The sequence below is a fragment of the Brumimicrobium sp. genome, from assembly GCF_048268645.1.
GTDB lineage: Bacteria > Bacteroidota > Bacteroidia > Flavobacteriales_D > Crocinitomicaceae > Brumimicrobium > Brumimicrobium ulvae.
In genome coordinates this window covers 99,431-125,355 of sequence record NZ_JBLWVE010000004.1, presented here as the reverse complement: position 1 = coordinate 125,355, position 25,925 = coordinate 99,431, and the positions used below count along the sequence as shown (strand labels likewise).

The window sequence follows — 25,925 nt, the reverse complement described above, 5'->3', positions numbered from 1 at the left end:
TATGGAGATGAATAAAATTATCGAACAAGTAAATGAAGTACTTGTAGATGAGTTTGAGGTAGAGGCAGATACGATTGTTCCTGATGCGAATTTAAGAGAAACGCTAGATTTAGACAGTCTAGATTATGTTGACCTTGTTGTGGCTATTGAATCAATCAGTGGAGTAAAATTAGGGGAGGAAGATTTCAAAGGAATTGAAACATTCCAAGACTTTTACAATGTGCTTCAATCCAAAATTACGGAAAAAGTGAGTTAAATGTCAGAGTGGAAAGGAGCTTCAAAGGGCAGTGTTACGGGATATAAAATATTTGTGTTTTTTATTCATAACATTGGCTTAAGGTTTGCTTATTTTATTCTCATTTTTGTCGCTTTGTACTACTTTCTATTCTCATGGAGCAGTAGCAAAAGCATATACTATTACTTAAGAAAAAGACAAGGATTTTCTGTTCTGAAATCTTTTTTTGGAATCTATCGAAGCTATTATGTGTTTGGACAAACACTTATTGATCGTATCATGATTTCATCAGGTAAAAAAGAGCGATTTACGTATGAGTTTGATGGAATAGAAAAGATAAAAGAGGTGATCCAACAAGGAAATGGAGCTGTTTTGATCAGTGCACATGTCGGTAACTTCGAAATATCAGAGTATTTTTTGGAAGATTTAGACGAAAGTTTAATTACCAATATTGTAACCACTGACCTAGAACGAAAAAACATTAAGGAATACCTAGAGAATTTATCGTTAAAATCAAGAATGAAGTACATCATCATTCAGGAAGATATGTCACACATTTATGAGTTTAACGAAGCTTTGAGCAAAAATGAGTTCATTTGTATCACAGGAGATCGCTATATGCCTGGAAGTAAATTTTTGGAGACAGACTTTATGGGAGAAGCAGCTCGATTTCCAGCAGGACCGTTTAAAATAGGTTCAAGACTTAGGGTGCCCGTTCTTTTCGTATATGTTATGAAAGAAAGTGCGACGCATTATCATTTGTATGCTAGGGTGGCTGATGTAAAACACAGAAAAGAACAAGTATTATTAGAAAGTTATGTGAATAGCATTTCAACAATTGTAGATAAATATCCCTACCAATGGTTTAATTATTTCCATTTTTGGAATAAACCATAATTTAACCTAAATAGAGATTAATGATTGAAGAGCAGTATGATGCGATAGTAATAGGTTCTGGAGTCGGTGGTTTAGCCACTGCAATAGCGCTAGGTGAAAATGGATTTAAGGTACTTGTTGTTGAACAACATGAAGTGCCTGGAGGTTGGAGCCATAGTTTTACGTTAGAAGGCCAAAGATTTAGTCCAGGAGTACATTATGTTGGACAATTAGGAGAAGGTCAAACAGCCAATGAAATGTACTCTAAACTGGGAATTGCGAATGACATTGTCTTTTTTAGAATGAATCCTAATGGATTTGAACATTGTCATGTCGGCAATGAAAAATTTGATATCCCAGAAGGACTTGAAAATATGATTGCTGCTTTTCAAAAGCGTTTTCCTGAAGAGAAGAAGAATATTGATAAGTACTTAAGGTTGGTCAACACTGTGAGTTATCAACTTCAATTGATGACCACCTTCAAAACTTTTTTCGAAAAAATTACCGCTCCTTTTAAAACGAAATATGTCGGTAAATTCGGCCTGTTTAGCTTGAAAAGAGTCATCGGTTGGCACGTAAAAGATCCTTACCTTAAAGCATTTTTGAACATTCAATGTGGTGATCATGGTTTACCACCGAGTAGGGCCGCTTTTCCTGTGCATAGTGCTGTTATGGGACACTACATGAATGGTGGTTATTATCCACATGGAGGTGGTGGTGGAATCGTGAAAGGAATGACCAATGCCGTAAAAAGACACGGTGGTAAAATTCTGCTCAATACGTCGGTCAACAAAATTGTGATGAATGATCGAAATGAGGCGGTCGGTGTTCAAATTGATGGAGGGAAAGTGATTAAAGCCAATTGTATTGTCTCCAATACCGATCCGCATAAAACCTATAAAGAGCTAGTGGGTGAAAAATACTTAAGCAAAAAACTACTCAAAAAACTTGGCAATACAAAGTACTCGGTGACTTCGTTTATATTGTTTTTAACACTAAAAATAGATTTGACAGATAAAAACATTGATTCTGGAAACTATTGGATGATGAAAAATGAAGATATTGACCAGCATTATTCTGAGTTGATAAAGGAAGATGTAACAAAAGGAGAATCATTTCCTGGAGTTTTCTTGAGTTGTACAACTTTAAAAGATCCCGCTAGTTATAATGGTGTTCATCACAATTTTGAAGTCGTTACCTATGTTGATTATAACTGTGTGAAGGATTTTTCACATCTAAAGGACTATAAAACAGAAGCGTATTTGGCCTTTAAAGAAAAAGTAAAAAATAAGTTGTTGAACAATGTGGAGGAGTTGATTCCCGGAGCTAAAGACTGTATAGAAATCGCAGAATTAGGTACTCCTTTGACCAACGAATATTATATTAATAGCACGGATGGAAACGTATATGGGACGGAGAAAACATTGCGAAATGTCGGGCCGCTTTCTTTTAAGAACAAATCTGAAATAAAAAACCTCTACCTAGCAGGTGCAAGTACTTTATCTCACGGTGTTTCTGGAGCTACTTCTTCAGGTATTAATGCTGCCGCCAACATCTTAAATGTTCATGCTTCTGATGTGTTGAGTACTAAAAATGACCAGGTTCTGCGGGTGTATGACGCTGAAGACAGCAGTACTTGGCCTGAATGGGTACATACAAAAAGAGCAACAAAAGCTAAAAGAGCAGAGGCATAGTAGGCTTTTTGTAAATTCACTCAGCTTATTGTCTTAAACCCTTACACCAACGATACAAACATCATCAAGTTGTTCATAGTTTCCTTTCCAGGTGTTTAGCTCGTTCTTGAATGAATTGGTTTGTTCTGTAAAAGATTTAGCGCTGACATCTATCATGAATCGTTTCATTCTTTTAGTGGTGTACTTTTTGTTTTTTGTTCCACCAAATTGATCTTGGAAACCATCGGATAATGCATAGATAATATCTCCTTTCTGCAATTGGAAAGTAATGGTGTCAAAAGGATGACTAAAATAGGGGTAGTAACCAATGGGTGAACGGTTTGCCCTAATTTCTAATAAATCGTTTTCAAAGGATTTATATTTGTTTTCAGGCAATGGAATAACAGATGAGTTAATGCCTTCTCTTAAAATATAAATACTGTTGTTGGCTCCTGCATATTTTAACTCATTTGTAATGGGGTCCCAGATGCAGAGCGTCATATCCATTCCGTCTTGTGTTACAGTCGTCTGGTTTTCTTCTTGATTAAGAGAGTGGATAATTCCTCTTTTCATCTCATCAAGTACTTTTCCTGGGTCTGTAATTTTTCTTTCAACAATGATTTCATTTAACAGTCGAACACCAATAATACTCATGAAGGCTCCCGGCACACCGTGTCCTGTACAGTCAACTACAGCCCATGCTATTTTATTGTCGTGGGTTTTACTGGACCAAAAGAAGTCACCGCTCACAATGTCTTTTGGTTGATTAAATATAAAGTACTCTGGAAAAATCGATTTGTGGGACTTACTGCCTAAAAATATCGCTTCTTGAATCCTTTGCGCATAGTTTAAGCTGTCCGTCATTTCTTTGTTTTTTTGCTTAATGATTAAGCTTTGTTCAGAAAGCAAAAGATTTAACTTTTTTAGCTTTTTATAGTTGAAAAAGATAATGAATACAATCAAAAACAATAGGAGGGAAGTAATGATGAAAAATAAAATGATGTTATTTTGTCGTTTTGCATCAACTTCTTTTTTTTCAATCTCTAAATTTTTTAATGCAATTTCTGCATTGTGCTTTTCTATTTCAGCAGCTTTCGCTTTGTTGTACTGGTCGAGTAGCTGAATTTTTAGCTCTTTCTTCTCCAATTCATTTTCTACAAAACGCAGTTTTATTTGCTGTAATTGATTCTCCCGACTTAGTTTATTGATTTCTAAAAAGAACTTTTCTGCTTCTAAATCTTCTTTTTGGTTTCTTTCTTCAATTCGCGCAATTGCTTCATCGTCCTTGAGTGATTTTAGTTCGTCTAACTCTTGTTTGGCTTTTATGATTTGTGCTTTACGGGCCTCAAATTGTTCAATCTCCTGACTTAGGTTTTTAACGTAGTTTTTTAATTTGTATTCCTTGGCCAAACTAAGGGCATCCTGATAATGAGTAGAGGCGTCCTCTAGTTTATTCTGAAGTACATAACTGCGGGCATATTGTCTGTGGTATAAAATGGTTAAATCTACAAACTCATCGTCTTTGTTCTTGCGATTTGAACGTCTGTAGAATCGTTGCCCTTTGTTTATATTGTCTTCCTCCTTAATGAAATAATCTCCCATTAAAATATAGGTTTCTACTTCAAGCTTGGAATTGTTGTCGGACTTTGCAGTTTTCAATTGTGCTTCTAATTCATCGATACTTTTCTGACCAATAACATTGAGACTCAGGATGAGAGTCATCGCAATAGTGAATATTAAAAGTATTCTATTTTGAAACATTGAATAATTATACTAGATTATTTACTTCAAATCGTACGAGCTAAAGTACAAAAAATTAATTCTATTTGAACGTTGAAAACCTCTATTGATAAAGTAATCGCCCTAGAAGTTATGTCATGTTCTGAAAATGTGATTGTTACTTGTTGAACTATGTTTTATATTTTAACCAAGGCATAGATTTATCTCTGTTTTTTTACAAACTTTGGTTCCCGATGAATAGGGTGGGTAAAAGTTAGTTGAAGAAAGTAGTAGAAGAACGATTTACTTGAAGAAAGTAAAAGAAAGTGCTTAAGATTTATTTATGTTAAATCGGTAACCGTAAGTAAGACGCAGATAATAATAGAGTTGATTGTATCTAAATTCTTTAAATCGAATGTTTTTTTGGTCGAAAGAGGAAGTGAGCATTAAAAACCAATCTGTAACATTATATCCAGCTTGCAGTTTTAAATCTACACGTGGCGCCATTCCTAAAAAGCCTCTTTGGGTGTCGGCATAATTATACACTTTAGTTTGAACTACCGCACCTATGCCAGCAAAAGCACCAAATTGCCAACCATTGATATTGTTTAAGTAGGCATAACCAGGAATTCCTCCCACATCGAATGCAGAAATTGATTTGGCCGTATGAATGGAAGGAGTAGAAGTGAAATATTCATGAGGAATTAAACTGTTACTGGCTGTAACTCCATGAATGTTTGAGGTCATACGCAAATAAAATCCATGTACGGGTTTTTTATACCTTCCAACTATTCCTAAAGCAGCTTTCATGTTTAGTTCATGATTAAAAAAATGATAAGCGTTGACTCCAAAAGAGGCAGATTGAATTTTATCGTTTATGTAATACCCTGAAGTGGTAGTTGGGATAGTGTCTGAAATGTAATTGGCTTTCTTTATTCCATACCCTATGTAATCATGGAAGTCTACCCTGAAATACCAGTTTTTAAGACTGAATTGCAGCCCCAAATCAAAGTATTTTGTTTGACCATATTTCTCTGTGTTTCGAATATATCCAGGGAGTTTATAGTTGATGTTAATGGCAAACCATTTATAGGCTACACCAATTCCATGTATAACGTTGAGGTTGGCGCGGTAGGTTAGTTTATCGAACTCACCAAAATTATCTTTAAAACTAAAAGGTGCATCGCGAATCGATAAAGAGGTGTGCACTACCAGTCTGTTTTTATGCATAGCATAAGCCAGGCTATCATTTTGTGCGGAAGTGTAACCTGATAAAAGAAAAAGTATGAGTATGAATTGTACAACTTTCATCGTGTGCAAATTTAGTTATTCAAATTAAATTGCGACTATGTGCGTCAACTTTATATTTTTGTAGTCTTAAAACACAGATATAGATTAATTTTGTTTCTCGATTATGAAGAAAATATATAAATTCCTCCTCAATACACTTCCGCGACCTTTATTGATTCGCTTGAGTTTTGTTTTTAAAAGAATCGCTCCATTTCTTTATAAAGGGAATAAGGTCGCGTGTCCTGTTTGTGAACGCTCTTTTAGTAAGTTCTTATCTTATGGTTCTGAAGTGGCGCACAGAGAAAATGTATTGTGTCCTTATGACTTGACTTTGGAACGTCACCGTTTAATGTGGTTGTATCTTCAACAAGAGACTGATTTCTTTACCAACAAGCAAGAAGTCTTGCATATTGCACCTGAACAATGTTTTCATGGGAAATTTAAAGCGCAAAAGAACCTGAAATATTTAACGGGTGATTTGGTTTCTCCTTTAGCGGAGTTGCATTTTGACTTGCACGAAATTCCGTTGGAAGATGATCGTTTTGATGTAATATTTTGTAATCACGTTTTGGAACATGTGGACGATGCCTTACAATGCATGAGAGAACTGCACAGGGTGATGAAGCCAGGTGGTTGGGGAATCTTTCAAGTACCTCAAGACTTGACCAGAGAAATTACTTACGAAGACCCAACGATTACCTCTCCGGAGGAACGCGAAAAGCACTTTTGGCAAAAAGACCATGTCCGACTTTTTGGATTGGATTATCCTGAATGGTTAAAACGAGCTGGATTTGAAGTAGAAGAGTTTCATACTTCGGATGAATTTCCACCTGAAGATATTGAACGCTACCGTTTAATGTCAAAAGAAATTCTATATATTGCTAGAAAAAAAGCATAATGAATTTTAAATTTTGGATGACAATAGCGTTAATTCCTGTTTTAATTCAATGTACGAATAACAATACTAAGGTAGAACAGAAGTTTGAACCCTTAGACTCAATTGCTTTCAATCAGACCTTAATTGATTTGGGAGAAAAGCTATTTTTTGATCCTCGATTGTCAATCAATAACACGGTTTCCTGTGCTTCCTGTCATCATCCTGACAAAGCTTTTACAGATGGAAAAAAACGAAGTATTGGCATTCATCAAAGGGTAGGGAAAAGAAATGCTCCTTCGCTGTGGAATGTGAAAAATCAAGACCTTATGATGTGGGATGGAGGCGTAAGGTCGCTAGAGCATCAGGCAATCGTTCCACTTCAGGATACCAATGAAATGGGCGTGTCAATTAATGATCTCTTTCCAAAACTAGCAGAAATTCAATATTATGATAGTTTGGCGAAATTGCTTTATGATCGATCTTTTGATCCTTTTGTATTGACCAGAGCATTAAGTGCTTTTCAAAGGAATATTTACCAAGAAAACAGCGAATATGATGAGTGGAAAAATAAAGGCGTTCTAAAAGATTCTGCTTTGCTTAGAGGTTATTCACTTTTTAATGAGAAACTGAATTGTGCGCAGTGTCATAGTGGCAGTAATTTCACCAATAATTCAATGCAAAACAAAGGTCTTTATGTTGAATATGAAGATTTAGGTAGGTTCAATATAACGCTCGATTCAGCTGATATTGGTAAATTTAAAGTCCCTACATTGAGAAATGTTGGGATAACTGCACCCTATATGCACGATGGTTCTTTTGAAAGTTTATACGAGGTGATTATGCATTATGAAAAAGGAGGAAAGTCAAACCCGAATAAAAGTGAACTAATTCAACCATTTGTTTTGACCAATCAAGAACGTGAGGACTTATTGTATTTCCTAAACGCATTGACAGATCAGCGTTATGTCAATTAGTTGCTAATTTAGATTGAAAAACACAATAATTGGCGTACTTTTGTTTGTCGTTATATTAGTTTACTATATCCAATGTTTATGAAGTGTACAGCTCGATTTTATAAGATGAATTATGATTTTTCTCCTGAATTTGCAGAAGCGCATCACGAGGGGAAAGAGTCTGAAAACAATCGTTTACATGATTGGGAGGATGAATTGGCCATTACGACTGATGTTGTTGACATTGAAGTCCTAGAGAACTCCACTTATACCATTCAAGGTGAAAAGGGTGGGGAAGCTTTTTCTGAAGTTGTTTCCAATATGTTGGTGTTTAATTTGATTGGAGCAGAAGGAGAAATTACTCAAATGGCCTGTTCTCATGTTTTGGTTCAAAATTATGAAATTGAAAAAGGTGATGATTTTATTCATCTTAATGTATATTTAGAAGAAAGAGAGCCTTTAACCAACCCAATTCCTGGTATTTATATCGCCATCCAAGATTTTCCTAAATCATTGATCGGTTGATTTTAGAAGCTAAAAATATCAGCTTTTCCTACGCTTCTTCTCTTCCTGTTTTTAAGGAGATTAGCTTTGATTTACTGTCTGGTGAGGTAATCAGTATTGTTGGACCAAGTGGGACAGGTAAATCTACTTTGTTGAAATGTTTGGCTGGTTTGGAAGATTTAAATCAAGGCACTGTCCTGCTAGAAGGTGAGGAGGTGTTTGGTCCTAAAAATCTGCTTATTGCAGGGCATCCTGAAATTGCATTGGTCAACCAATTGTTCGAGTTGGATGATTATTTTACAGTAAAAGAAAATATCTCAAATCAGCTCCATCATTTGTCTCTGAAAGACAGAACCAGCTTTGTGGATGAATTGCTCAATATTTTTGAGTTGGAAAAACTGGCTGGAGTTCAGTCTAAAGATATTTCTGGAGGTGAACAGCAAAGACTTTCTATGGCTTGTGCATTAGCCAAGGAACCACGCTGTTTGTTACTTGATGAGCCTTTTGTTCACTTAGATGTTCATTTGAATAAGAAAATAGGAGAATACATCAGGAAGTTAGCACAGGTTAGAAATATGGGGGTTGTTTTAGTTACTCATGACGGTAGTGAAGCTTTGTCTTGGTCTGATCGAATTTTAATGATGAGAAATCAAGGAATCACTTCAGAATACACCCCAATTCAAGCTTATTTTAAACCTAAAACTTTGTTCGAAGGAAGGTTTTTTGGTGAACTGAACAGTGTTTATGTCCATGGAAAACAAAAATTGTTTAGACCGACGGAATATTCTTTGAAGAATACTAAAAGCAAAGTTAAAATTGATGTAAATTGGTTGAAAAGTCACTTTAAGGGTCCTTTTTACGCCAATTATTTTGAATTAAATAACGGAAAAGAAATAGTGCTGTACGCAGCTGAAGAGTTAAAAACAACTAAAGAAATATATGTCTGACTCAACAGGATCTAAAAAAGAAGACCAAAACAATATCCGAGTGGTCAAAGAAGAGAACAAAGGAAGGAGTTTAACTTGGTCTGAAATGTGGCAACTCACAAAAATCAGCTTTAAGGAATTCTTAAGTGGTGATAGTTTTATGCATGGAGCTGCCTTGGCTTACTATGCCATTTTCGCATTGGTGCCTATTATTTACTTATCGATTACCTCTTTTGGATTAATCGTTGGTCAAGATAAAGTCATCGAGATTGTAGGTGATTTAATGGAGTCAAATATGGGGATAACGGACGTTTCTTCTTTCACAGACTTGATGTATAAATGGGAAATAGGAAAGGGAGGAACTACTTTATTGCAAATTCTGGGAATAACAGCTTTGATATTTACATCAACGGCAATGTTTAATTCATTAAGTAAAAGTCTGAATACTTTTTTTGGAATTATTCCTATTCGTCACTACAATGCATTGCTAGAAACTTTGGTGAAACGCATAATCTCATTTGGATTAATGGCGGTGTTTGCCGCAATTGTGCTGGTCATCTATTTTGCTCAATCGGTATTGATTGCTGTAGGGACAAGGGTACTGTCTAATGGTAGTTTCTTCCAAGAAGTGATGTTCTCAATTTTGGAACATGTTTCGATTTTAACCATCAACTTCTTGGTCTTTACATTCGTGTTTAAATATCTTCATGATGGTGTTGTTCGATGGAAACTTGCAATGTCTGGGGCTTTGTTCACAGCTGTTTTACTCTACGGTGGACAGTTAGTGATCAATTATTATTTGGCCAATTATTTCTTTGCAGCAAACAGTGGGGTGGCAGGAACCTTATTGGCTGTTTTAACATGGATTTTTTATACTTCACAAATTATATTTTTAGGAGCAAAGTACACTTCTGTTTATGCCAGAATGGTAGGTACACCAATTAGAGCTAAATAATATTCAACAGTATTCCAACTTAAAAATCGGGTTGAGCTTCAAAAAATATTTTTTCTTTGGTTCGGGGGTGTTCAATTTCTAATGTTGTGGCGTGTAGGTAGAGTCGATCTGCGACTTTTCCGTACAAATCATCACCTTTGATGGGGAGGTTTAAGCCTTTGCTGTGTGCACAATGTACCCGCAATTGATGTGTTCTCCCAGTTATGGGTGTAAGTTCAATTCTTGTCATGCCTTTTCTTCGCTCTAAGACTTTCCAAATGGTTCGTGCCGATTTGCCATTTTCAAAATCAACTTTCTGACGTGGTCGATCCAAGACGTCTAAAGTCATGGGCAGGTCAATAATCCCTTCTGTTTCCTTTAAATAACCATTCAAAAGTGCGGTATATGTTTTCTTTACAGTTCTTTTGATGAATTGTTGCTGTAACTTCTTGTGCGCAATTAGATTTTTCGCAATGATTAATAGACCAGAGGTTGACATGTCTAGTCGATGAATCAACAAAGGTCCTTCAGCCTCTGGATATCGCTTTCTAATTCGCGCATAAACAGAATCGTAGATTTCTTTTCCAGGAACCGACAATAATTCGTGAGGTTTGTTAACCAATAGAATATCTTCATCTTCATAAACGGTATGAATAACCTTGTCAATTCCTGGATTGGTCAATAGCGGGTTGTCGTCAACTTCCATTCCTTTGAGCATGTGTGAAAGAATGGGTTTACATTTTCCTATACAAGCTGGATAATACTGCTTATGTTTTCTGACTTCTGTTCCTGGAGGAGCGCCCCACCAAAATTCAGCCAAAGCAACAGGTTTTAATTGGTGACTAAATGCATAATGTAAAAGTTTGGGTGCTGCGCATTCTCCTGCTCCGGCTGGTGGTTTCTTGAATGCAGTATGTTTAAAAATATCGAGCAAAGCAGCTTTTTCACCTGCTTGATTTAAAAACATATAGGACTTAAATAACTTTTGCTGAAGTTGGGCAGAATCTTGTTTGCGTTGTTCTTGTAGAAAGTTTAATTTATCTTTGAAAGGAGCGATTTTCGATTCAAGGGCAGTCAATTGATCGATATGACCTTTTTTGACTTTCGCTAATTCTGTCTTGTAAGCAATGCTTTCCTCGGCCAATGACTTCATTAAAGTTTGTAATTCATTTTCAGGGAGTGACTGCTGTCCAATTTGACGTTTTTTTTTGCGATTGGCTTTAGCAATTCTCATTTCTTCTCGCAATTCAGCTTCTTCTTTTTGGAGTTTTTGTTTTAATGCTAGGTACTCTGATTGAAGATCTAAAAAAGTAGAATTTCTTTCAAGAGCAATAATTTCAGCATTGATGGCATTGATTTCTTGTTCACCTGATAAAAAGAAACTACCTTCAGTTAGCATATCAAAAACTGGAGGAACGAAGTATTCATGATGATTTGAATTGGCAAGTTTACCTGAGAATGCTGCTAAATAACCCAATTCACCAGCCTTGTTTTCTACCACTAATACACCAAACATTTTACCGATCTCGAGGCCTTCTGAATTAGCATTTAACCCAAAATTGTGTTTCCAATCATTTGACTCTATGTGTTGCTGTAATTCTTCTGCAGCTTGAATGGCCAATGGATGTGGAGTGTAGTAAAATGGAAAAGTGAATTTTTCAGGTACAGTTAGACCTGCAAGATGAGATTTAAAATGGATGAACTTTGAAGGGTTTTGCATCTTACTTTTCCGCTGATGTTGAGTTTGGGTGCAAATATAAAATGATTTTACTGAATTTACATGTGGTTTATTCAAAGAATAACGGTCATTTAAAACCTATAGGAAAGTGATGATAAAGCTAATTTGTATCGCGCTAAAATGCACAATAAGCAATCCATATCAATAATCTCAATAAAAAGCGACAAAGTCCTTATTCATTCACTGTTTAACACAATAATTTAACTATTTTTGCTATTTGAAAATATTGCAATTAAAGAAGAATGAAAATTTCATATAACTGGTTAAAAGATTACGTAAAAACAGAACATTCACCACAACGTTTAAGCGAAATCCTTACGGATACAGGGCTTGAAGTAGAAGGGCTTGAAAAGGTAGAGGTAATTAAAGGCGGACTTAATGGTGTTGTAATTGGTCAAGTGACCAGTTGTGAACCTCACGAAGGCGCTGACCGTTTAAATGTAACCACCGTTAATATCGGGGAGGACGAAGAGCTACAAATTGTTTGTGGTGCACCCAATGTAGCAGAAGGACAAAAAGTTGTTGTGGCTACTGTTGGAACGACATTGTATCCGAATCCAGATGAACCATTCAAAATAAAGAAAGCCAAAATTAGAGGGGTTGAGTCATTTGGGATGATTTGTGCTGAAGACGAACTTGGTCTTGGTAAATCACATGAGGGAATTATGGTTTTACCCGAAGAGGCCAAAATTGGACAAGGAGCAGCTGAGTATTTTAACTTAGCAGATGACTATAGAATCGAAATCGGATTAACACCTAATAGAAGTGATGCTTTAGGTCATTTAGGTGTAGCACGTGACGTTGTGGCGTATAACAAAGTACATAAGGTAGAGAAAAGCTCTCTTCAGATGCCTGATGTTAGTGCTTACGAAGTTTTTGAAAATGGCGATAAAATAAAAATATCAGTAGAATCTCCTGAAGATTGTCCTCGTTATATGGGGTGTGTTGTTTCAAATCTAAAAGTGAAGTCTTCTCCTGATTGGCTGAAAAACTACCTGTTAACAATTGGACTTACGCCGATCAATAACGTTGTAGATGTGACGAACTTTGTGATGCATGAACTGGGAACCCCCTTGCACGCATTTGATTTGAGCAAAGTAGGAGATAAAATTGTTGTGAAACGCGCTAAGGAAGGTGAGAAATTTACCACTTTGGACGACGTAGAACGTACAATGACTGACCAAGACCTCATGATTACCAATGGGAAAAAGAACCTTGCTATTGCAGGTGTATTTGGTGGTAAAGAATCTGGAGTTAGTGAAGACACAACTACTATTTTTATCGAAGCGGCTTATTTTAATCCTGTGAGTGTTCGTAAAACTGCTAAACGCCACGGGTTAAATACAGATGCCTCATTCCGCTATGAAAGAGGTGTAGACATTTGTATGATTGAATTTGCGATGAAGCGAGCGGCAACCTTGATTGCTATGCTAGCGGAAGGAAATATAACGCATGAACCTATTCCTCATTATCCAAAACGTGTTGAACCGACTGAAGTTATGTTTAGCTACACGAGGTGTAACCAGTTGATAGGTAATGATATTGATGTTGACAAAGTGGGGGAGATCTTAAATGCTTTGGATATTCAAATTTTGCAAAATAATGGCGACCAAGTGAAGTTGAAGATTCCAACCTACCGTGTTGACGTTACACGTGAAGCAGATGTTATTGAAGAGGTGTTGAGAATCTATGGATTCAATAATATTGAACTACCGCAAAAGTGGAACATTAGTTTATCGAGTCAAAACCTACGTAGTGAAGAAATGCGCTTGAATACCATTGCAGATTTATTGGTCTCACAGGGATACTTTGAAATGATGAACAATTCATTAACCTCAAGTAGCTTGATTGAAAATCATGGTGGTGAGGCCTTCTCAAACGATCATTCTGTAAGAATGCTGAATCCTTTAAGTTCTGATTTAGATGTGTTGAGGCAATCCCTTGTGTTTCAAGGGTTAACAACTGTGGTTCACAATAAAAACCGTCAGAATTCTGACCTTGGTTTGTTTGAGTTTGGAAAGATTTACCAAAAGTTCAATGGTGAATTTAAAGAAAATAAACGTTTGTCGATATTTTTGACAGGATCAAAAGAACCTGAACAATGGAATTCTAATCAAGAAGAGGTTTCCTTCTATACTTTAAAAGGAATTGTTACTGCAATTTTAGACCGTTTAGGATTGGACCATATGGCTTCAATGAAAGGATTGAAAAAATCAATCTTAGAAGACGGAATGCAGCTTTATGTTCAGAAAGATAAGATTGGAGAAATAGGGTGGACAAGTAATGAATTGAATAAAAGTTTAGGTTTAAAGAAAAAGGTTTATGTTGCTGATTTAGATTGGGATATAATCATAAGTCTGGGGAACAGAAACAAGGTTTTATTTACTCCACTACCAAAGACTTTTGCAATGCGTCGTGACTTTTCTTTATTGTTAGACCGATCAGTAACCTTTCAAGAAATAGAAGAAGTGGCGCGTATAACAGATAGGAAATTACTGAAAGAAGTAAACTTATTTGACGTTTACGAAGGCGATAAATTACCAGAAGACAAGAAGTCCTACGCAGTGAGTTTTTACTTTCAAGATGAGGAAAAGACCTTGAAGGATGACCAGATTGATAAAATCATGGAGAAAATCCGTGTCCAATTAGAGAAACAATTGAGTGCTGAACTAAGAAAGTAATCACTACTTATTAAGCAATACGAAAAAGAATAATATTATGGCAATTAAAAATTACAATCACACCGTTGCAGAACGTCTAATGCGTTACGTGCAAATCGATACAACAGCAGATCCCAATTCAACTTCTTTTCCTTCTACCGAGATCCAAAAAGATTTAGGTAGACTCTTGGTGCAAGAATTACTTGACTTGGGTGTTGAGGATGCTGAAATGGATGAATGGGGTTATGTATTTGGAACGGTAAAAGGAAATACATCGAATGATGTTCCAACAGTATGTTTTTGTGCACACATGGATACTGCTCCAGATGTTACAGGGAAAAACGTAAAGCCAATTCTACATAAAAACTATGACGGTAAACCAATCACACTTCCAGACGATACAACCCAAGTAATTACAACAGAAAAACATCCTTACCTTAAAGAAAAGATAGGTGATGATTTAATTACTGCAAGCGGAAAAACACTTTTGGGAGCAGATGATAAAGCGGGGGTTGCTTGTATCATGGATTTTGTGGAATACCTGATGGGGAATCCAGGAATCAAACATGGTGATATCCGTATTTTATTTACGCCAGACGAAGAAGTTGGAAGAGGAGTTGACCATTTAGATATGGAAAAACTGAATGCTGACTATGGTTATACCTTGGATGGAGGAGTATTAGGATCTATCGAAGACGAAAGTTTCTCTGCAGATGCTGTTAAAATTACAATTCATGGGGTAAGTGCTCACCCAGGATATGCCAAAGGTAAAATCATCAATGCTTTAAAGTTAGGAGGAGAAATTCTTGCTGCTTTACCAAGAGACAGCTGGTCTCCAGAAACTACCGAAGGTAGAGAAGGATTTGTTCACCCGACATCATTTGATGGAATTCAAGAAAAAGCGACTATTGGATTTATTATTCGTGATCATGAGACCAGTAAATTGGCCGAATATGAAGAACGTTTAAAAGGAATTGCAGAGGAAGTTGTTGCTCAATATCCTGGAGCTAGCATGGACTTTGAAGTTACAGAACAATACAGAAACATGAAGGAAGTTTTAAAAACAGTTCCTTTTGTAACTGACTATGCTATCGAAGCCATGAAAAAAGCAGATATCACTCCGCGTCCAGTTATTATCCGAGGAGGAACAGATGGTTCACGTTTGTCTTTCATGGGATTACCTTGTCCGAACTTGTTTACAGGCGAAATGGCAATACATTCCAAACATGAGTACGTAAGTGTTCAAGATATGCAAAAGGCAGTTCAAACGATGGGAGAATTGGTTCAAATTTGGGAAAAGCATATTTGAGGAAGAGGTTGCCAATAAAAATTGGCAGGGAGAGATTTAAGGGAGGATTTTGAGAAACTTGAATCAGAGTTATCCTTTAACTCAAAACTCTTTTGAAGAAAATATATTTTATAGATTTATTTTTTTTAAAATAATTGAGGAAAAAAAGGTGGTAAGAATGGTTAAGTATTCATGCTATATAGTTTGTTGAAATTGTGATGACCTCTAGAGGTCTTTTTAAAAAACTGATACCACCGCGGGCTGAAAGCCCAACTCATATCAGCTGGATGCAAGGCATTCAGCTGATATGAAAGTTTTTCAAGCGCACTGAAGGTGCAGCTCAACTGTTTTTTTGATTAGCTATTTTAAACCGTGTCATCCTACGATTTCTGAAAATAAGATTTAGAAATTGTAGAACCTCATTTTTATTTTTTGGTAAAACAAGGTCAATGAATTTAATATTAACAAGCCTGTTTTTGTGCTAATCTTTAATTTGAGTAATATTAGATTGGTTTTAAATCTATTCATGGTTGTCCTTTCTTTTCAATTTGAAGAGCATTCCAGAAATAATTGCTGCAAGAGAATAACTAATTGTAATTTCAAGACTAATATCATTAAGGCCTATCCACTGGGTTAAAGGCACACCTAATAATGTAATTGAAATAAGAAGTGTCTTCACTGTTTTAACATCAATTTCATATTCATCTAGGTAATTAAAAACGAATGCTAACACAGTGAAAGTAGGCATAGAAAAAAATCCACTCAACAATAGCGCAAATAAATAAATTTCAATTGAGACTGTAAAAAATGAAGAACTTGAATTCATACTGTAAACAAGAATTAGAGATCCTAAGAATACTGTAGTTAACCAATGTTTGAAATAGTATGACCATTTCATATTATCATTTTAGAACAAATATAAGATAACTTAACTAAACCTATTTTGTATTTATCATATTTACGATGAAGTTGAGTTGCCTTTTCAAGGCGCTAGAACATTTTTATGATTTCAACCCAAGGCGATGCCTTGAGTTGAAATCAGTTGCCTTTTCAAGGCGAAGTAATATGTTCATTATGAAATGCTCTATTGATTAAGGGGAATTTTATCAAATAGCCATACGGGCTGAAAGCCCAACTCATATCAGCTGGATGCAACGCATTCAGCTGATATGAAAGTTTTTCAAGCGCACTGAAGGTGCAGCTCAACTCTCTTTTCATTCATCACAAATCCATCTCTACCATTTCTGCTCTCGCACCAAAACGAAAAGGCAAAACACTGGTACCTATTCCTTTTGAAATATACATTTTTGGTTCTTTTTCTGTATACCATCCTTTTAAATATTTCCCACTTCCTTGGGGTTTAAATGGTGCAAAGCCCAAGATGGCAATTTGACCGCCATGGGTATGTCCTGATAGCACTATGTCAATGCTTAAACTATTGTTTTGATCTGTAATAACATCTCTATATGCAGGACAGTGGGCCAGGACAATGTTGGTTTCAGAGGCTGTTAGGTTTTCTGTTGACTTTTTAAAGTCAGCGTTACCACCTACTAAATCATCCACTCCTATAATGCTAACAGTTCTGTCTTCGATAGAAATAGTTCTGTTTTCATTTATGAGCAATTCACAATTGTTATGTTGATATACTTCTTTAAGCTCATCGAGGTTGACGTTCCCCCAATATTCCCAGTTTCCCGTGATTGCATACTTTTGAATGGACTTGTCAATTAACTGTAAGAATTCATTAAAAACTATAATTTTGTCATTACTGTCTACAGCATCTCCGGTAATGAAGAGCAAATCAGGCTTCTTCTCGTTGATGGTTGTAGCAATGGAATGATGAAAAGAACGTAGTTTGTCGATGTGCAAATCTGTAAGCTGAATTATTTTAATTTTTTTTCGATTTTGCTTAGAAAGGACAAAGTATTTCCAGTCAATAACATATTTCTCAAACCATAAAGAATCCAACAGAACAAGTCCAATTGTAGTGAGGATACTACCTTTGATAAACTTCCTTCTACTAACTTTCCTCATTATTGAACAATTATTTTCTTCACTTGTCTTTGAGAACTATTGTCCATTCTTAAAAAATAAATACCTGACTCCCAATGTGAAACATCAATCTTCACTGTCTCGCCATGGCTTTCTATTGTTTTTATTGATGCTCCATAAACATCAAAAATAGTAATTACTCCTTTAGATTTCTGTTGAGGTTCTATCGTTAGTAAAGAACTCACAGGATTGGGGTATAGATTGAAGTTTAAAGCGTTTTCTTCCATGATTCCTAGAGTAATTTCTGTGAAACAATCAGAATATCCTGGATGATTGTAGTGTTCTAAACTATTGGCAAAAGAACAAGTCATGAGCATAGAATCTGGCATTTCCTCGCTAAACTTTACAGGTGAAAGAGGAAAAAGTGGCCCGTGAACACTTCCAATGCCTTCAATCCACACTTCGTTTAAATGATCAAATGCTGTGGGGCCAGTTGGTTCTGAAAAGATGAATTTTTTATAACTTTCCCCATTAATTTGAACGGATTGAATTTCATCCACATGAATCCATGAAGTGAAGAAATCAAATTCATAAAATACACTATCTCCAACACTTAAATTAAAATTATAAAGGGTGTCAATTGGATCCGTAGCACTTTTAAAAAGCACAAAATCATTTTCAACTTTTGTTAAACCTTCAAATACTAGATTACTTTGAAATGTGGAATCATTTGTCGAATACATTTTTGACCAAACTTCACCGCTAATTGTGCTGTCTCCTTGAAAACCATAAACTGTCGTTGTTGTTGCAACAAAATTGGGGTGTTCTTGTGTGGCAGCAGTAGATGTTTTAGCGACATTCCATTTAGAATCTTGGTGAGAGAAGTGGTTGGTGATTTGTCCAAATAGGAGAGTAGGAGCCAGGAATGAAAAAAGTAGAAGTGTTTTCATGGATTTAATTTATTAACTAATGTTTAAATTTATGATTTAAATTTTTAATCTACAAAAGTTTATTGTTGTCGTGGTGTAGTTTTGATGACAGAACGCATATTTCGACAGGCTCAATAGAGCGATGACGTGGATGATGAAGCAACGTTGATAATGACAGTTTTTTTAAGTTTAAAAAATCTCTTGGTAATGCAATTCTAAAAGAAAACGCTGCCGCGAGAAGTCTTTCATGTGGTTATTTTGTATTCGAATCCTTCATCGTTTCATAAGGATATTGAATTCTGATCAAAGAAACAATATGTGGTTTTATGCTATTTTTTTTACATTAAAACCCCATTTTACTTAATTGGGGATAGTCAATCGATACGAAAGCATTAAACGACCAAGAAGAAGGGTCTTCGATCCCCAAAACTCCCTCCATTCTATGTCAATATTACCGTCTAAGGATAATCCAAACCCGTTCATTCTATCTAGTTTATAATAGAATTCCAGACGATGAAACAAAATAGGCGTAAACACCCAAGCCTCATTGTATTCAGTATTAACATATCCATCTTCATCGTTAAAATAGGTTTTTCTTAGATTTTTCTGAAAATTGTAGTGAGGAATGAGCAGTAGAGAAAAGTCGAAATGTTCGGAACGAAGAAATTGAAACCCCAAGTGAACTCCGATTGAATAGGCCTTGATTTTATTTTTATACTTCGCATTGGAAGAGCCGATAGCAATCCCTTTTTTAAGTGTTGATCGATCAATGAGGTACTCAAACCCAAGTACAAAACGTGAGGGAAAATAAATTTGATAAGCTCCAGAAGCTGACCATCCATAATAGTCGTTGTTACTTTTTTGTGCGGTGTTTTGTACAAACATTCCTCCAGAAAATATAAATGAATGTTTAGCTTTATGATCTATAGCTGATTTAGAATCAGTAAGCTCGTCGGTCAAGGGTTCTTGTGCAGCCACTGCAAAAGAGAAGAACAGCGTAATAATCCAAAAGGTATATTTCATGATTTTTGTGTTTTGGTCTTCAGTTCATTGAGTTGAAGTTGTTCCGTAAAAACAACATTGAAATTATGGATAATAAATGAAAGTACAATTCAATTTAACGCTTATCCTAATACAGATTCTTTTGAACTCAACGTTTTAAAGTAACACTATTCTTAATTAATATTGATTCTTAATACTGTGACTCTGCATCTAAGTATAATAGAACTACTTTTTTTGAATGCTATTTTAGACTAAGTTGATTTATTTCTTAATTTATAGAGTCCTGCCGATAAAACACCTACTATTGAATAAACTATAGTATATTCAACTGCGATGGAATTAGAGATGATATACAAGGTTAAAAATGTTCCGAATACAGTTGTAAGAATGATGACTAATTTAATAATACTTGATTGAACACTTTTCTTAATTAAAAAGTGAAAAAGTAGGAACGAGATTATAATAGTTGGTAGAGCAAAGAGTGAGCTAAACAATAAGAAAATAAAGAAAATCTCCAGTTGATAAGAAAGGTCATATGTTTCTTCCTGAAAAAATGAATAGATAAAAATAAATAAAGAGCTAAAGGTTAAGGTAGTAATCCAGTGTTTAATGAGATATGAATAGTTCATTGTAATTTTATAAGGTTCTCTTTATTTACAGACGAAAATTAGGCCAAAAATAAAAAAAGGGCGTTCCTTTCGAAACGCCCTCTCTCTTTAACTATTTATTAATCCAAAAAAGAAGGAAACTCTTTTGGATCTGCCTCATTCATAATTTTGTATGCAGCGGCATAAATGTCATCGATATTTGGTTTAGAGAAGTAATCTCCATCTGTTCCATACGCTGGACGGTGGTCGTTTGCACTTACTGTTACTGGCTCGCTGTCCAATAAATAATAAGCTTTTTGCTTCACTAAAACTTGATCTAAAATATATGCAGACGCTCCACTAGAAACATCTTCGTCAACAATCATTAATCGATTCGTTTTTTCCAAAGATTTAGAAATATCGTGGTTTAAATCGAAAGGCAATAAAGTTTGAACGTCAATTAATTCAACACTAATGCCTGCTTTTTCTAATTCTTTGACTGCTTCTGCTGCGATATTGAAAGTAGAACCATAACTAACTAATGTTAAGTCTGTTCCTTCTTTTACAACATCAACCTTACCTAATGGAGTTTTGTATTCACCAAGGTTTGTAGGCATTGCTTCTTTAACACGGTAACCGTTCAATGGTTCAATCACCAATGCGGGCTCATCTGCTTCGATTAATGTATTGTACATTCCAGCAGCTTGCGTCATATTTCTAGGAACACAAACATGAATTCCACGTGCAGCGTTGATGATCATTCCCATTGGACTACCAGAGTGCCAAATACCCTCTAAACGGTGTCCACGTGTACGAATAATTACAGGTGCTTTTTGTCCACCTTTTGTTCTGTATTGAACGGTTGCTAAATCATCAGAAATAACCTGGATGGCATACAACAAATAATCTAAGTATTGAATTTCTGCAATTGGACGAAGTCCTCTCAATGCCATTCCAATTCCTTGACCAAGAATGGTGTTTTCACGAATTCCAGTATCAGAAACACGGATTTCACCAAACTTTTCTTGCATTCCTTCCATCGATTGGTTTACTCCACCAATTTTTCCGGTATCCTCACCGAAAGTGATGATTTCAGGATGTTTTTCGAACAACTTCATAAAGTTGTCACGTAAAATTAAACGTCCATCTTCAATTCTTTCATCATCTCCATAAGTCGGCGCTACAGCCTCTATATTGGTCACTGCATATTTAGAAGCAGAGTAGAGGTGAGACCCATATCGCTTTTTATTTTCTTCAAGTTTCCCCTTGTACCAGTTGATCAATTGCGTTCTTGCAGCACTGTTTTCTCCTCTAACTAAACGTAATACTTTGTTTACTGTATTGAAAACATCTTTTCTGATCGGTTCAAAGGCTTTTTCTAAAGCTTCAATTTCTTTATTGATAAAGGTTCCGTTTTCACTCTCAACAGCAATTTGTTTCATCAACTGAACAGCAGCATTTAAATCTTGTTCTGTACCTTTTCTAAAGTCCTTCCAAGCAGCTGCTTTTTGTTCTCTTACCGTTTTCTTTGCTTCTTTTTCAATGGCTTCAACTTCTTCAGCTGTTGCAATTGTTTCTCCGTTTTCTCCCTTATAATTAAGGATGAATTCTTTGAATTTTGCTACGGCGTCAAAATCTTTCTCCCATTGTAAACGCTCTTCAGACTTATATCTTTCGTGAGAACCTGAAGTAGAGTGACCTTGTGGTTGATTCACTTCTTCGACGTGTACCAATACTGGAACATGCTCTTCACGTGCAATACGAACCGCTTTTTCATAGGTTGCACAAAGGTGTGGATAATCCCAACCTTTTGTCTTTAAGATTTCAAATCCTTTCTTTTCTTCCGTACGCTGGAATCCAGCTAGAGCTTCTGAAATACTTTGTTTAATAGTTTGGTACTTTTTAGATACAGAAATTCCGTATCCATCATCCCAAACTGACATTACCATCGGTACTTGTAAAACTCCAGCAGCGTTCATCGCTTCCCAGAACTGACCTTCAGAAGTACTTGCATCTCCGATTGTACCAAAGGCAACTTCATTTCCTCCGTTTGAAAAAGCCTTAAATTTCTCTATGTTTTTTAATTCATCATGATGACGATAAACTTTAGAGGCTTGTGCTAATCCTAATAGTCTAGCCATTTGACCAGCAGTAGGGGAGATGTCTGAAGAACTGTTTTTTTGTTCCATTAAGTTCTTCCACTCTCCATTTTCGTCTATATTTCGTGTGGCATAATGCCCACCCATTTGACGACCTCCTGATGCAGGTTCTAAAGTCTCATCAGTTTCTGCATATAAAGCAGCAAAGTACTGTTGTACTGTCAATTGATCGATGGCCAACATGATGGTTTGATCTCGGTAATAACCTGATCTGAAATCTCCATTTCTGAACTGCTTTGCTAAAGCAATTTGTGCGACTTCTTTACCGTCACCGAAAATTCCAAACTTGGCTTTTCCAGTAAGTACTTCACGTCTTCCTAATAATGATGCTTCTCGAGAAATGTTCGCCAATCTGAAATCAGCTAATACTTCTTTCTTGAAGTCTTCAAAATCGATTTTATTCGGTTCCTCTTTAAGGACTGTTGCTTTTGACATAGGATAAAAATTTGTACGCAAATATAAGTATTTAATTTCAATTTATCGAATGATCAACTCCCCGTTAAAGGTATTGTGAAAGCACAGAGGTATCCTGTTGATTTTTATCAAGTTGTTTGCTGATCTAATAGAATTATAAGTCTAAGTCTTCGAAATTAGACCAGAACAATTAGATAGTGAGAAGACCAATGATTGAAATTCACTGAAATTTAAAAGAATGGGAGAGTGAACTTACAACTAAAAAAAGACTATAGTCCTTTTGGTTTTTTGTATTTGTACTTTTTATGGGTCCACTTGTAACGTTTACCATCGAATTTACCCGCGTAGTTTTGAGCACCAAATCTATAGATAACTCCAGCATGATAATGTAAGTAATTCGATTCATGTTTATAAATCACAGGGTGAACTGCAACTTTACCTGCTGCTCTAAGCTGTATTCCTATGTATTCAGTAAACATTACATTAAATCCAACTCCTAGGTTGGGTGAAACCATGTGATTAATCTTGTCAATTGGTCGGTTTGTATATCCAACTCCCAAGAATATAAAAGGATCAAAGTAAGGTTGTTCCATCAAGTACCCAAAACTGTATTTAAAGTTTACATCACTGTTGAACACCAATCCTTTTTCTCCAGTATTCGCATTAACAATATTAGATCCGATGTAACGGTTGAAATTAAACAAAGCCTCAACACTCATTCCTTGTTGCAGGTAATAATCAACGCTTACAGTTGTAGGGGCGGGGATCATGTTCCACCTCGGCATGAAATTGAGTAAATTACGATAGGGATCACCGTCGTCATCTATGGCATTCCATGATAAACCAACCATGAAAGTATATGGTTTTAATTCTTGAGCATTGACTTTAGAAACTGTAAAAGCAAGTAGTAAAATAATGAATATATGACGCATAAAACCTTTGTTTATTTGTAAAACTAATAAATTAGAATGGAAAATTGATTATTCGTATCTTTCTTTATTTTCTTTTTCTCTTCCTTTTCTTTTTCTTGTCGTTTAGATTTGAAAAACTAACTCCTTGATGATTTGATTTGGATTTGTTAGGACTGACTTTTTCAATGTTTGATTTCTTTGGTTTTTTACCTTTCTGTTCTTGTTTCAAATCATCAGGGGTAACAGCTTGGTGTCGACCTCCGTCAATAGGTGAATTAGGATCTTCTGGATTGATCCATGTACTTTTTGTAGGAACAGAAACTACGGAATCTAATTCCTTATCGTAGGCTTTTAAATCTACAGTGTTAGAAACTTCTTTGTTCACTGCAATAATGTCTTCATGTAAAATCCATTGCTTACCATCCCATTCATAAGCATCATAAGACATGTCCGGAACGTAAAACTCTCGAAATTCTTTTAAACCAGGTGACTCTGGAGTAAGGTGGTCGAATACAATTTTATCGCGTTCAACATCGAACCTTAGAGACATTGTGGCTTTATTCGAATGTTCAAATATTACTCGTTTTGCCCTGCCGTTTTTGACTTCAAATAATGGATAACCAAAGTTGGGAATCTTACCTGTGAAATACAGTACATCAATTAATTTTATTGAACTCCTTTGGTCATTGGCATCATAACCCAAAAGGGTATAGTAGGTTCTATTTCTGCGTTGAACATCAATGATGTCATAGTACAAGGCGCCATACCAATTTTCATGGGTTACCGTTTCTTCTTGAATCATTCCGAAGTGTTGCTTCTCGCGATTTAATTCAATAACATGTATTCGGTCTCTACGCTCATCTTTTTTCATGATAAATGAAAAGTAATTATGCATCAAGTCCTTGTATTGAATATTCCATGTGATTACACGTACAAGCTTATCATCCGAATATATTTTTCCCACAGAAGTTAAAGCAGCAAAAGGATAGTCAAATGCACCATCCATATTGAGTGCCTTGCCAAACGCTGTTTTGAACTCTTTATTCAAGAGGTTAATTTTTTCGTCTTCTTTGGCTGTTCTTAACTGCGTGAGTAATTTACTCAATTCTTCTTCTTTTTCACGAAGTTGAGCAAGATTCTTCTGTCCAAAGATTGGGAATGAAATAGAAAGTAAAACTATAAGGGTGATAATGTATCTCATGGTTATATAACGTTCAAAATGTACTATTGTTACACAATTTATATACCGTAAAAATAATGCGAATTGTAGAAACAAACAAGCACCTCAAAAAAGGTGCTTGTATTGAGTCAAATAATAAAGTTTACTTCTTGAAATTAGAAGCTACAATAAGTTCTTTTGTTCCATGTGACCAATCATAAAAACCTTCTCCAGATTTAACTCCTTTTTTGCCAGCAGCAACCATGTTCACCAATAGTGGGGAAGGTGCATATTTGTCATTTCCAAGACCGCTGTATAGCACTTCCATAATCGCTAAACAAACATCTAGTCCAATAAAGTCAGCCAATTGCAAAGGTCCCATTGGGTGAGCCATTCCTAGTTTCATTACAGTATCGATTTCTTCAACTCCGGCAACACCTTCATTTAAAGTAATGATTGCTTCGTTGATCATCGGCATTAAAATACGATTGGCAACGAATCCTGGATAGTCATTCACTTCAACTGGAGTTTTCTTCAATGACTTAGAAGTTTCCATAATTAAGCTTGTCACTTCATCAGAAGTTGAATAACCTCGAATGATTTCAACCAATTTCATTACAGGAACTGGATTCATAAAGTGCATTCCAATTACCTTATCTGGACGAGAAGTTACAGCAGCGATTTTTGTAATTGAGATTGAAGAAGTGTTGGTCGCTAAAATCGCTTCTGGCTTAGCAGCTTTATCTAGTTGTTCGAAGATTTTAAACTTCAAACTTTCGTTTTCTGTCGCTGCTTCAACGATTAAATCAGCTGTTTTTACTCCTTCTTCTGTTGAAGTAAAAGTTTTAAGTCGACCTAATGTTGCTGCTTTATCTTCTGCACTGATTTTTTCCTTGCTGACCATACGATCGAGGTTCTTTTCAATCGTTGCCATTCCTCTATCTAAAGAGTCTTGTGAAATATCAACCAATGACACTTCGTATCCAAACTGTGCAAAAACGTGAGCAATTCCATTTCCCATTGTTCCAGCACCAATTACTGCTACTTTTTTTATCATATTCTTATAAAATTATTTTCGTGCCCTAAAGTTACAGATAAT

At 35.7% G+C, this 25,925-nt stretch carries 21 protein-coding genes; 10 read left to right on the top strand and 11 right to left on the bottom strand.

Annotation, left to right across the window (positions count from 1 at the left end):
- Position 1: 1 nt before the first annotated feature.
- Genes ACN0U3_RS05475 through ACN0U3_RS05465 form a run of 3 tightly spaced genes read left to right on the top strand, consistent with a single transcriptional unit; the run spans position 2 to position 2,805 of the window.
- Positions 2 to 256, top strand: coding sequence for an acyl carrier protein (locus ACN0U3_RS05475; RefSeq protein ID WP_299205637.1), 255 nt, complete (start codon positions 2 to 4; stop codon positions 254 to 256).
- Complete coding sequence (locus ACN0U3_RS05470; protein ID WP_299205636.1) at positions 257 to 1,132, top strand: lipid A biosynthesis acyltransferase; 876 nt, start codon at positions 257 to 259, stop codon at positions 1,130 to 1,132.
- 20 nt (positions 1,133 to 1,152) lie between these two features.
- Complete coding sequence (locus tag ACN0U3_RS05465; protein WP_417265446.1) at positions 1,153 to 2,805, top strand: phytoene desaturase family protein; 1,653 nt, start codon at positions 1,153 to 1,155, stop codon at positions 2,803 to 2,805.
- Between the two features lie 33 nt (positions 2,806 to 2,838).
- On the opposite strand, the gene ACN0U3_RS05460 is transcribed toward ACN0U3_RS05465, so the two are convergent.
- Positions 2,839 to 4,506, bottom strand: a complete 1,668-nt coding sequence (locus tag ACN0U3_RS05460) for a SpoIIE family protein phosphatase (RefSeq protein WP_417265445.1) — start codon at positions 4,504 to 4,506, stop codon at positions 2,839 to 2,841.
- Between the two features lie 327 nt (positions 4,507 to 4,833).
- A complete protein-coding gene (locus tag ACN0U3_RS05455; protein ID WP_417265444.1) occupies positions 4,834 to 5,814 on the bottom strand; it encodes a DUF4421 family protein in 981 nt (326 codons plus the stop codon).
- A gap of 103 nt (positions 5,815 to 5,917) precedes the next feature.
- Here ACN0U3_RS05455 and ACN0U3_RS05450 point away from each other — a divergent pair, with 103 nt between their 5' ends.
- From ACN0U3_RS05450 to ACN0U3_RS05430, 5 genes are all read left to right on the top strand, one after another.
- Positions 5,918 to 6,691: a class I SAM-dependent methyltransferase gene (locus ACN0U3_RS05450; protein WP_299205632.1), complete on the top strand. Its 774-nt coding sequence runs from the start codon at positions 5,918 to 5,920 to the stop codon at positions 6,689 to 6,691.
- Positions 6,691 to 7,644, top strand: coding sequence for a cytochrome-c peroxidase (locus ACN0U3_RS05445; protein ID WP_417265443.1), 954 nt, complete (start codon positions 6,691 to 6,693; stop codon positions 7,642 to 7,644). The genes ACN0U3_RS05450 and ACN0U3_RS05445 overlap by 1 nt, the downstream gene beginning before the upstream one ends.
- Positions 7,645 to 7,722: 78 nt before the next feature.
- Entirely contained in the window at positions 7,723 to 8,148 is a 426-nt protein-coding gene (locus ACN0U3_RS05440) for a hypothetical protein (RefSeq protein WP_417265442.1), read from the top strand.
- Entirely contained in the window at positions 8,145 to 9,074 is a 930-nt protein-coding gene (locus ACN0U3_RS05435; protein WP_417265441.1) for an ABC transporter ATP-binding protein, read from the top strand. Before ACN0U3_RS05440 ends, ACN0U3_RS05435 begins: the two co-directional genes overlap by 4 nt.
- The gene (locus ACN0U3_RS05430; protein ID WP_417265440.1) at positions 9,067 to 10,008 is read left to right on the top strand and encodes a YihY/virulence factor BrkB family protein; all 942 of its coding nucleotides are present in this window, start codon (positions 9,067 to 9,069) and stop codon (positions 10,006 to 10,008) included. Before ACN0U3_RS05435 ends, ACN0U3_RS05430 begins: the two co-directional genes overlap by 8 nt.
- 19 nt (positions 10,009 to 10,027) lie before the next feature.
- Here ACN0U3_RS05430 and ACN0U3_RS05425 read toward each other — a convergent pair whose 3' ends face one another.
- Entirely contained in the window at positions 10,028 to 11,707 is a 1,680-nt protein-coding gene (locus ACN0U3_RS05425) for a pseudouridine synthase (RefSeq protein ID WP_417265439.1), read from the bottom strand.
- 260 nt (positions 11,708 to 11,967) lie between these two features.
- Here ACN0U3_RS05425 and pheT point away from each other — a divergent pair, with 260 nt between their 5' ends.
- Positions 11,968 to 14,406: a phenylalanine--tRNA ligase subunit beta gene (gene pheT / locus ACN0U3_RS05420; RefSeq protein ID WP_417265438.1), complete on the top strand. Its 2,439-nt coding sequence runs from the start codon at positions 11,968 to 11,970 to the stop codon at positions 14,404 to 14,406.
- A 37-nt stretch (positions 14,407 to 14,443) separates the two neighbouring features.
- The gene (gene pepT, locus ACN0U3_RS05415) at positions 14,444 to 15,694 is read left to right on the top strand and encodes a peptidase T (protein WP_417265437.1); all 1,251 of its coding nucleotides are present in this window, start codon (positions 14,444 to 14,446) and stop codon (positions 15,692 to 15,694) included.
- Between the two features lie 499 nt (positions 15,695 to 16,193).
- Here pepT and ACN0U3_RS05410 read toward each other — a convergent pair whose 3' ends face one another.
- The 8 genes from ACN0U3_RS05410 to ACN0U3_RS05375 form a co-directional block, all read right to left on the bottom strand.
- Complete coding sequence (locus ACN0U3_RS05410) at positions 16,194 to 16,571, bottom strand: hypothetical protein (RefSeq protein ID WP_417265436.1); 378 nt, start codon at positions 16,569 to 16,571, stop codon at positions 16,194 to 16,196.
- Between the two features lie 323 nt (positions 16,572 to 16,894).
- On the bottom strand, positions 16,895 to 17,707 hold the full coding sequence (locus ACN0U3_RS05405) for a metallophosphoesterase (protein WP_417265435.1): 813 nt from the start codon (positions 17,705 to 17,707) through the stop codon (positions 16,895 to 16,897).
- The gene (locus ACN0U3_RS05400; protein ID WP_417265434.1) at positions 17,707 to 18,615 is read right to left on the bottom strand and encodes a T9SS type A sorting domain-containing protein; all 909 of its coding nucleotides are present in this window, start codon (positions 18,613 to 18,615) and stop codon (positions 17,707 to 17,709) included. Before ACN0U3_RS05400 ends, ACN0U3_RS05405 begins: the two co-directional genes overlap by 1 nt.
- 339 nt (positions 18,616 to 18,954) lie before the next feature.
- Positions 18,955 to 19,617 (bottom strand): hypothetical protein, encoded by a 663-nt coding sequence (locus ACN0U3_RS05395; RefSeq protein ID WP_417265433.1) that lies wholly within the window; start codon positions 19,615 to 19,617, stop codon positions 18,955 to 18,957.
- A gap of 706 nt (positions 19,618 to 20,323) precedes the next feature.
- Positions 20,324 to 22,777 (bottom strand): alpha-ketoacid dehydrogenase subunit alpha/beta, encoded by a 2,454-nt coding sequence (locus tag ACN0U3_RS05390; RefSeq protein WP_417265432.1) that lies wholly within the window; start codon positions 22,775 to 22,777, stop codon positions 20,324 to 20,326.
- A gap of 248 nt (positions 22,778 to 23,025) precedes the next feature.
- Entirely contained in the window at positions 23,026 to 23,688 is a 663-nt protein-coding gene (locus ACN0U3_RS05385; protein WP_299205615.1) for an outer membrane beta-barrel protein, read from the bottom strand.
- A 64-nt stretch (positions 23,689 to 23,752) separates the two neighbouring features.
- Entirely contained in the window at positions 23,753 to 24,868 is a 1,116-nt protein-coding gene (locus tag ACN0U3_RS05380; protein WP_417265431.1) for a hypothetical protein, read from the bottom strand.
- A 121-nt stretch (positions 24,869 to 24,989) separates the two neighbouring features.
- Positions 24,990 to 25,880 (bottom strand): 3-hydroxyacyl-CoA dehydrogenase family protein, encoded by an 891-nt coding sequence (locus ACN0U3_RS05375; protein ID WP_417265492.1) that lies wholly within the window; start codon positions 25,878 to 25,880, stop codon positions 24,990 to 24,992.
- Between the last annotated feature and the right edge of the window lie 45 nt (positions 25,881 to 25,925).

Bases quoted from the DNA above. Each gene is read 5' to 3' on its own strand.
- ACN0U3_RS05395 (WP_417265433.1), bottom strand. From the start codon at position 19,617: ATGAAATATACCTTTTGGATTATTACGCTGTTCTTCTCTTTTGCAGTG.
- ACN0U3_RS05440 (WP_417265442.1), top strand. From the start codon at position 7,723: ATGAAGTGTACAGCTCGATTTTATAAGATGAATTATGATTTTTCTCCT.
- ACN0U3_RS05445 (WP_417265443.1), top strand. From the start codon at position 6,691: ATGAATTTTAAATTTTGGATGACAATAGCGTTAATTCCTGTTTTAATT.
- ACN0U3_RS05405 (WP_417265435.1), bottom strand. From the start codon at position 17,707: ATGAGGAAAGTTAGTAGAAGGAAGTTTATCAAAGGTAGTATCCTCACT.
- ACN0U3_RS05450 (WP_299205632.1), top strand. From the start codon at position 5,918: ATGAAGAAAATATATAAATTCCTCCTCAATACACTTCCGCGACCTTTA.
- ACN0U3_RS05455 (WP_417265444.1), bottom strand. From the start codon at position 5,814: ATGAAAGTTGTACAATTCATACTCATACTTTTTCTTTTATCAGGTTAC.
- ACN0U3_RS05400 (WP_417265434.1), bottom strand. From the start codon at position 18,615: ATGAAAACACTTCTACTTTTTTCATTCCTGGCTCCTACTCTCCTATTT.
- pheT (WP_417265438.1), top strand. From the start codon at position 11,968: ATGAAAATTTCATATAACTGGTTAAAAGATTACGTAAAAACAGAACAT.
- ACN0U3_RS05425 (WP_417265439.1), bottom strand. From the start codon at position 11,707: ATGCAAAACCCTTCAAAGTTCATCCATTTTAAATCTCATCTTGCAGGT.
- ACN0U3_RS05475 (WP_299205637.1), top strand. From the start codon at position 2: ATGGAGATGAATAAAATTATCGAACAAGTAAATGAAGTACTTGTAGAT.
- ACN0U3_RS05430 (WP_417265440.1), top strand. From the start codon at position 9,067: ATGTCTGACTCAACAGGATCTAAAAAAGAAGACCAAAACAATATCCGA.
- ACN0U3_RS05390 (WP_417265432.1), bottom strand. From the start codon at position 22,777: ATGTCAAAAGCAACAGTCCTTAAAGAGGAACCGAATAAAATCGATTTT.
- pepT (WP_417265437.1), top strand. From the start codon at position 14,444: ATGGCAATTAAAAATTACAATCACACCGTTGCAGAACGTCTAATGCGT.
- ACN0U3_RS05460 (WP_417265445.1), bottom strand. From the start codon at position 4,506: ATGACTCTCATCCTGAGTCTCAATGTTATTGGTCAGAAAAGTATCGAT.
- ACN0U3_RS05470 (WP_299205636.1), top strand. From the start codon at position 257: ATGTCAGAGTGGAAAGGAGCTTCAAAGGGCAGTGTTACGGGATATAAA.
- ACN0U3_RS05380 (WP_417265431.1), bottom strand. From the start codon at position 24,868: ATGAGATACATTATCACCCTTATAGTTTTACTTTCTATTTCATTCCCA.
- ACN0U3_RS05410 (WP_417265436.1), bottom strand. From the start codon at position 16,571: ATGAAATGGTCATACTATTTCAAACATTGGTTAACTACAGTATTCTTA.
- ACN0U3_RS05465 (WP_417265446.1), top strand. From the start codon at position 1,153: ATGATTGAAGAGCAGTATGATGCGATAGTAATAGGTTCTGGAGTCGGT.
- ACN0U3_RS05385 (WP_299205615.1), bottom strand. From the start codon at position 23,688: ATGCGTCATATATTCATTATTTTACTACTTGCTTTTACAGTTTCTAAA.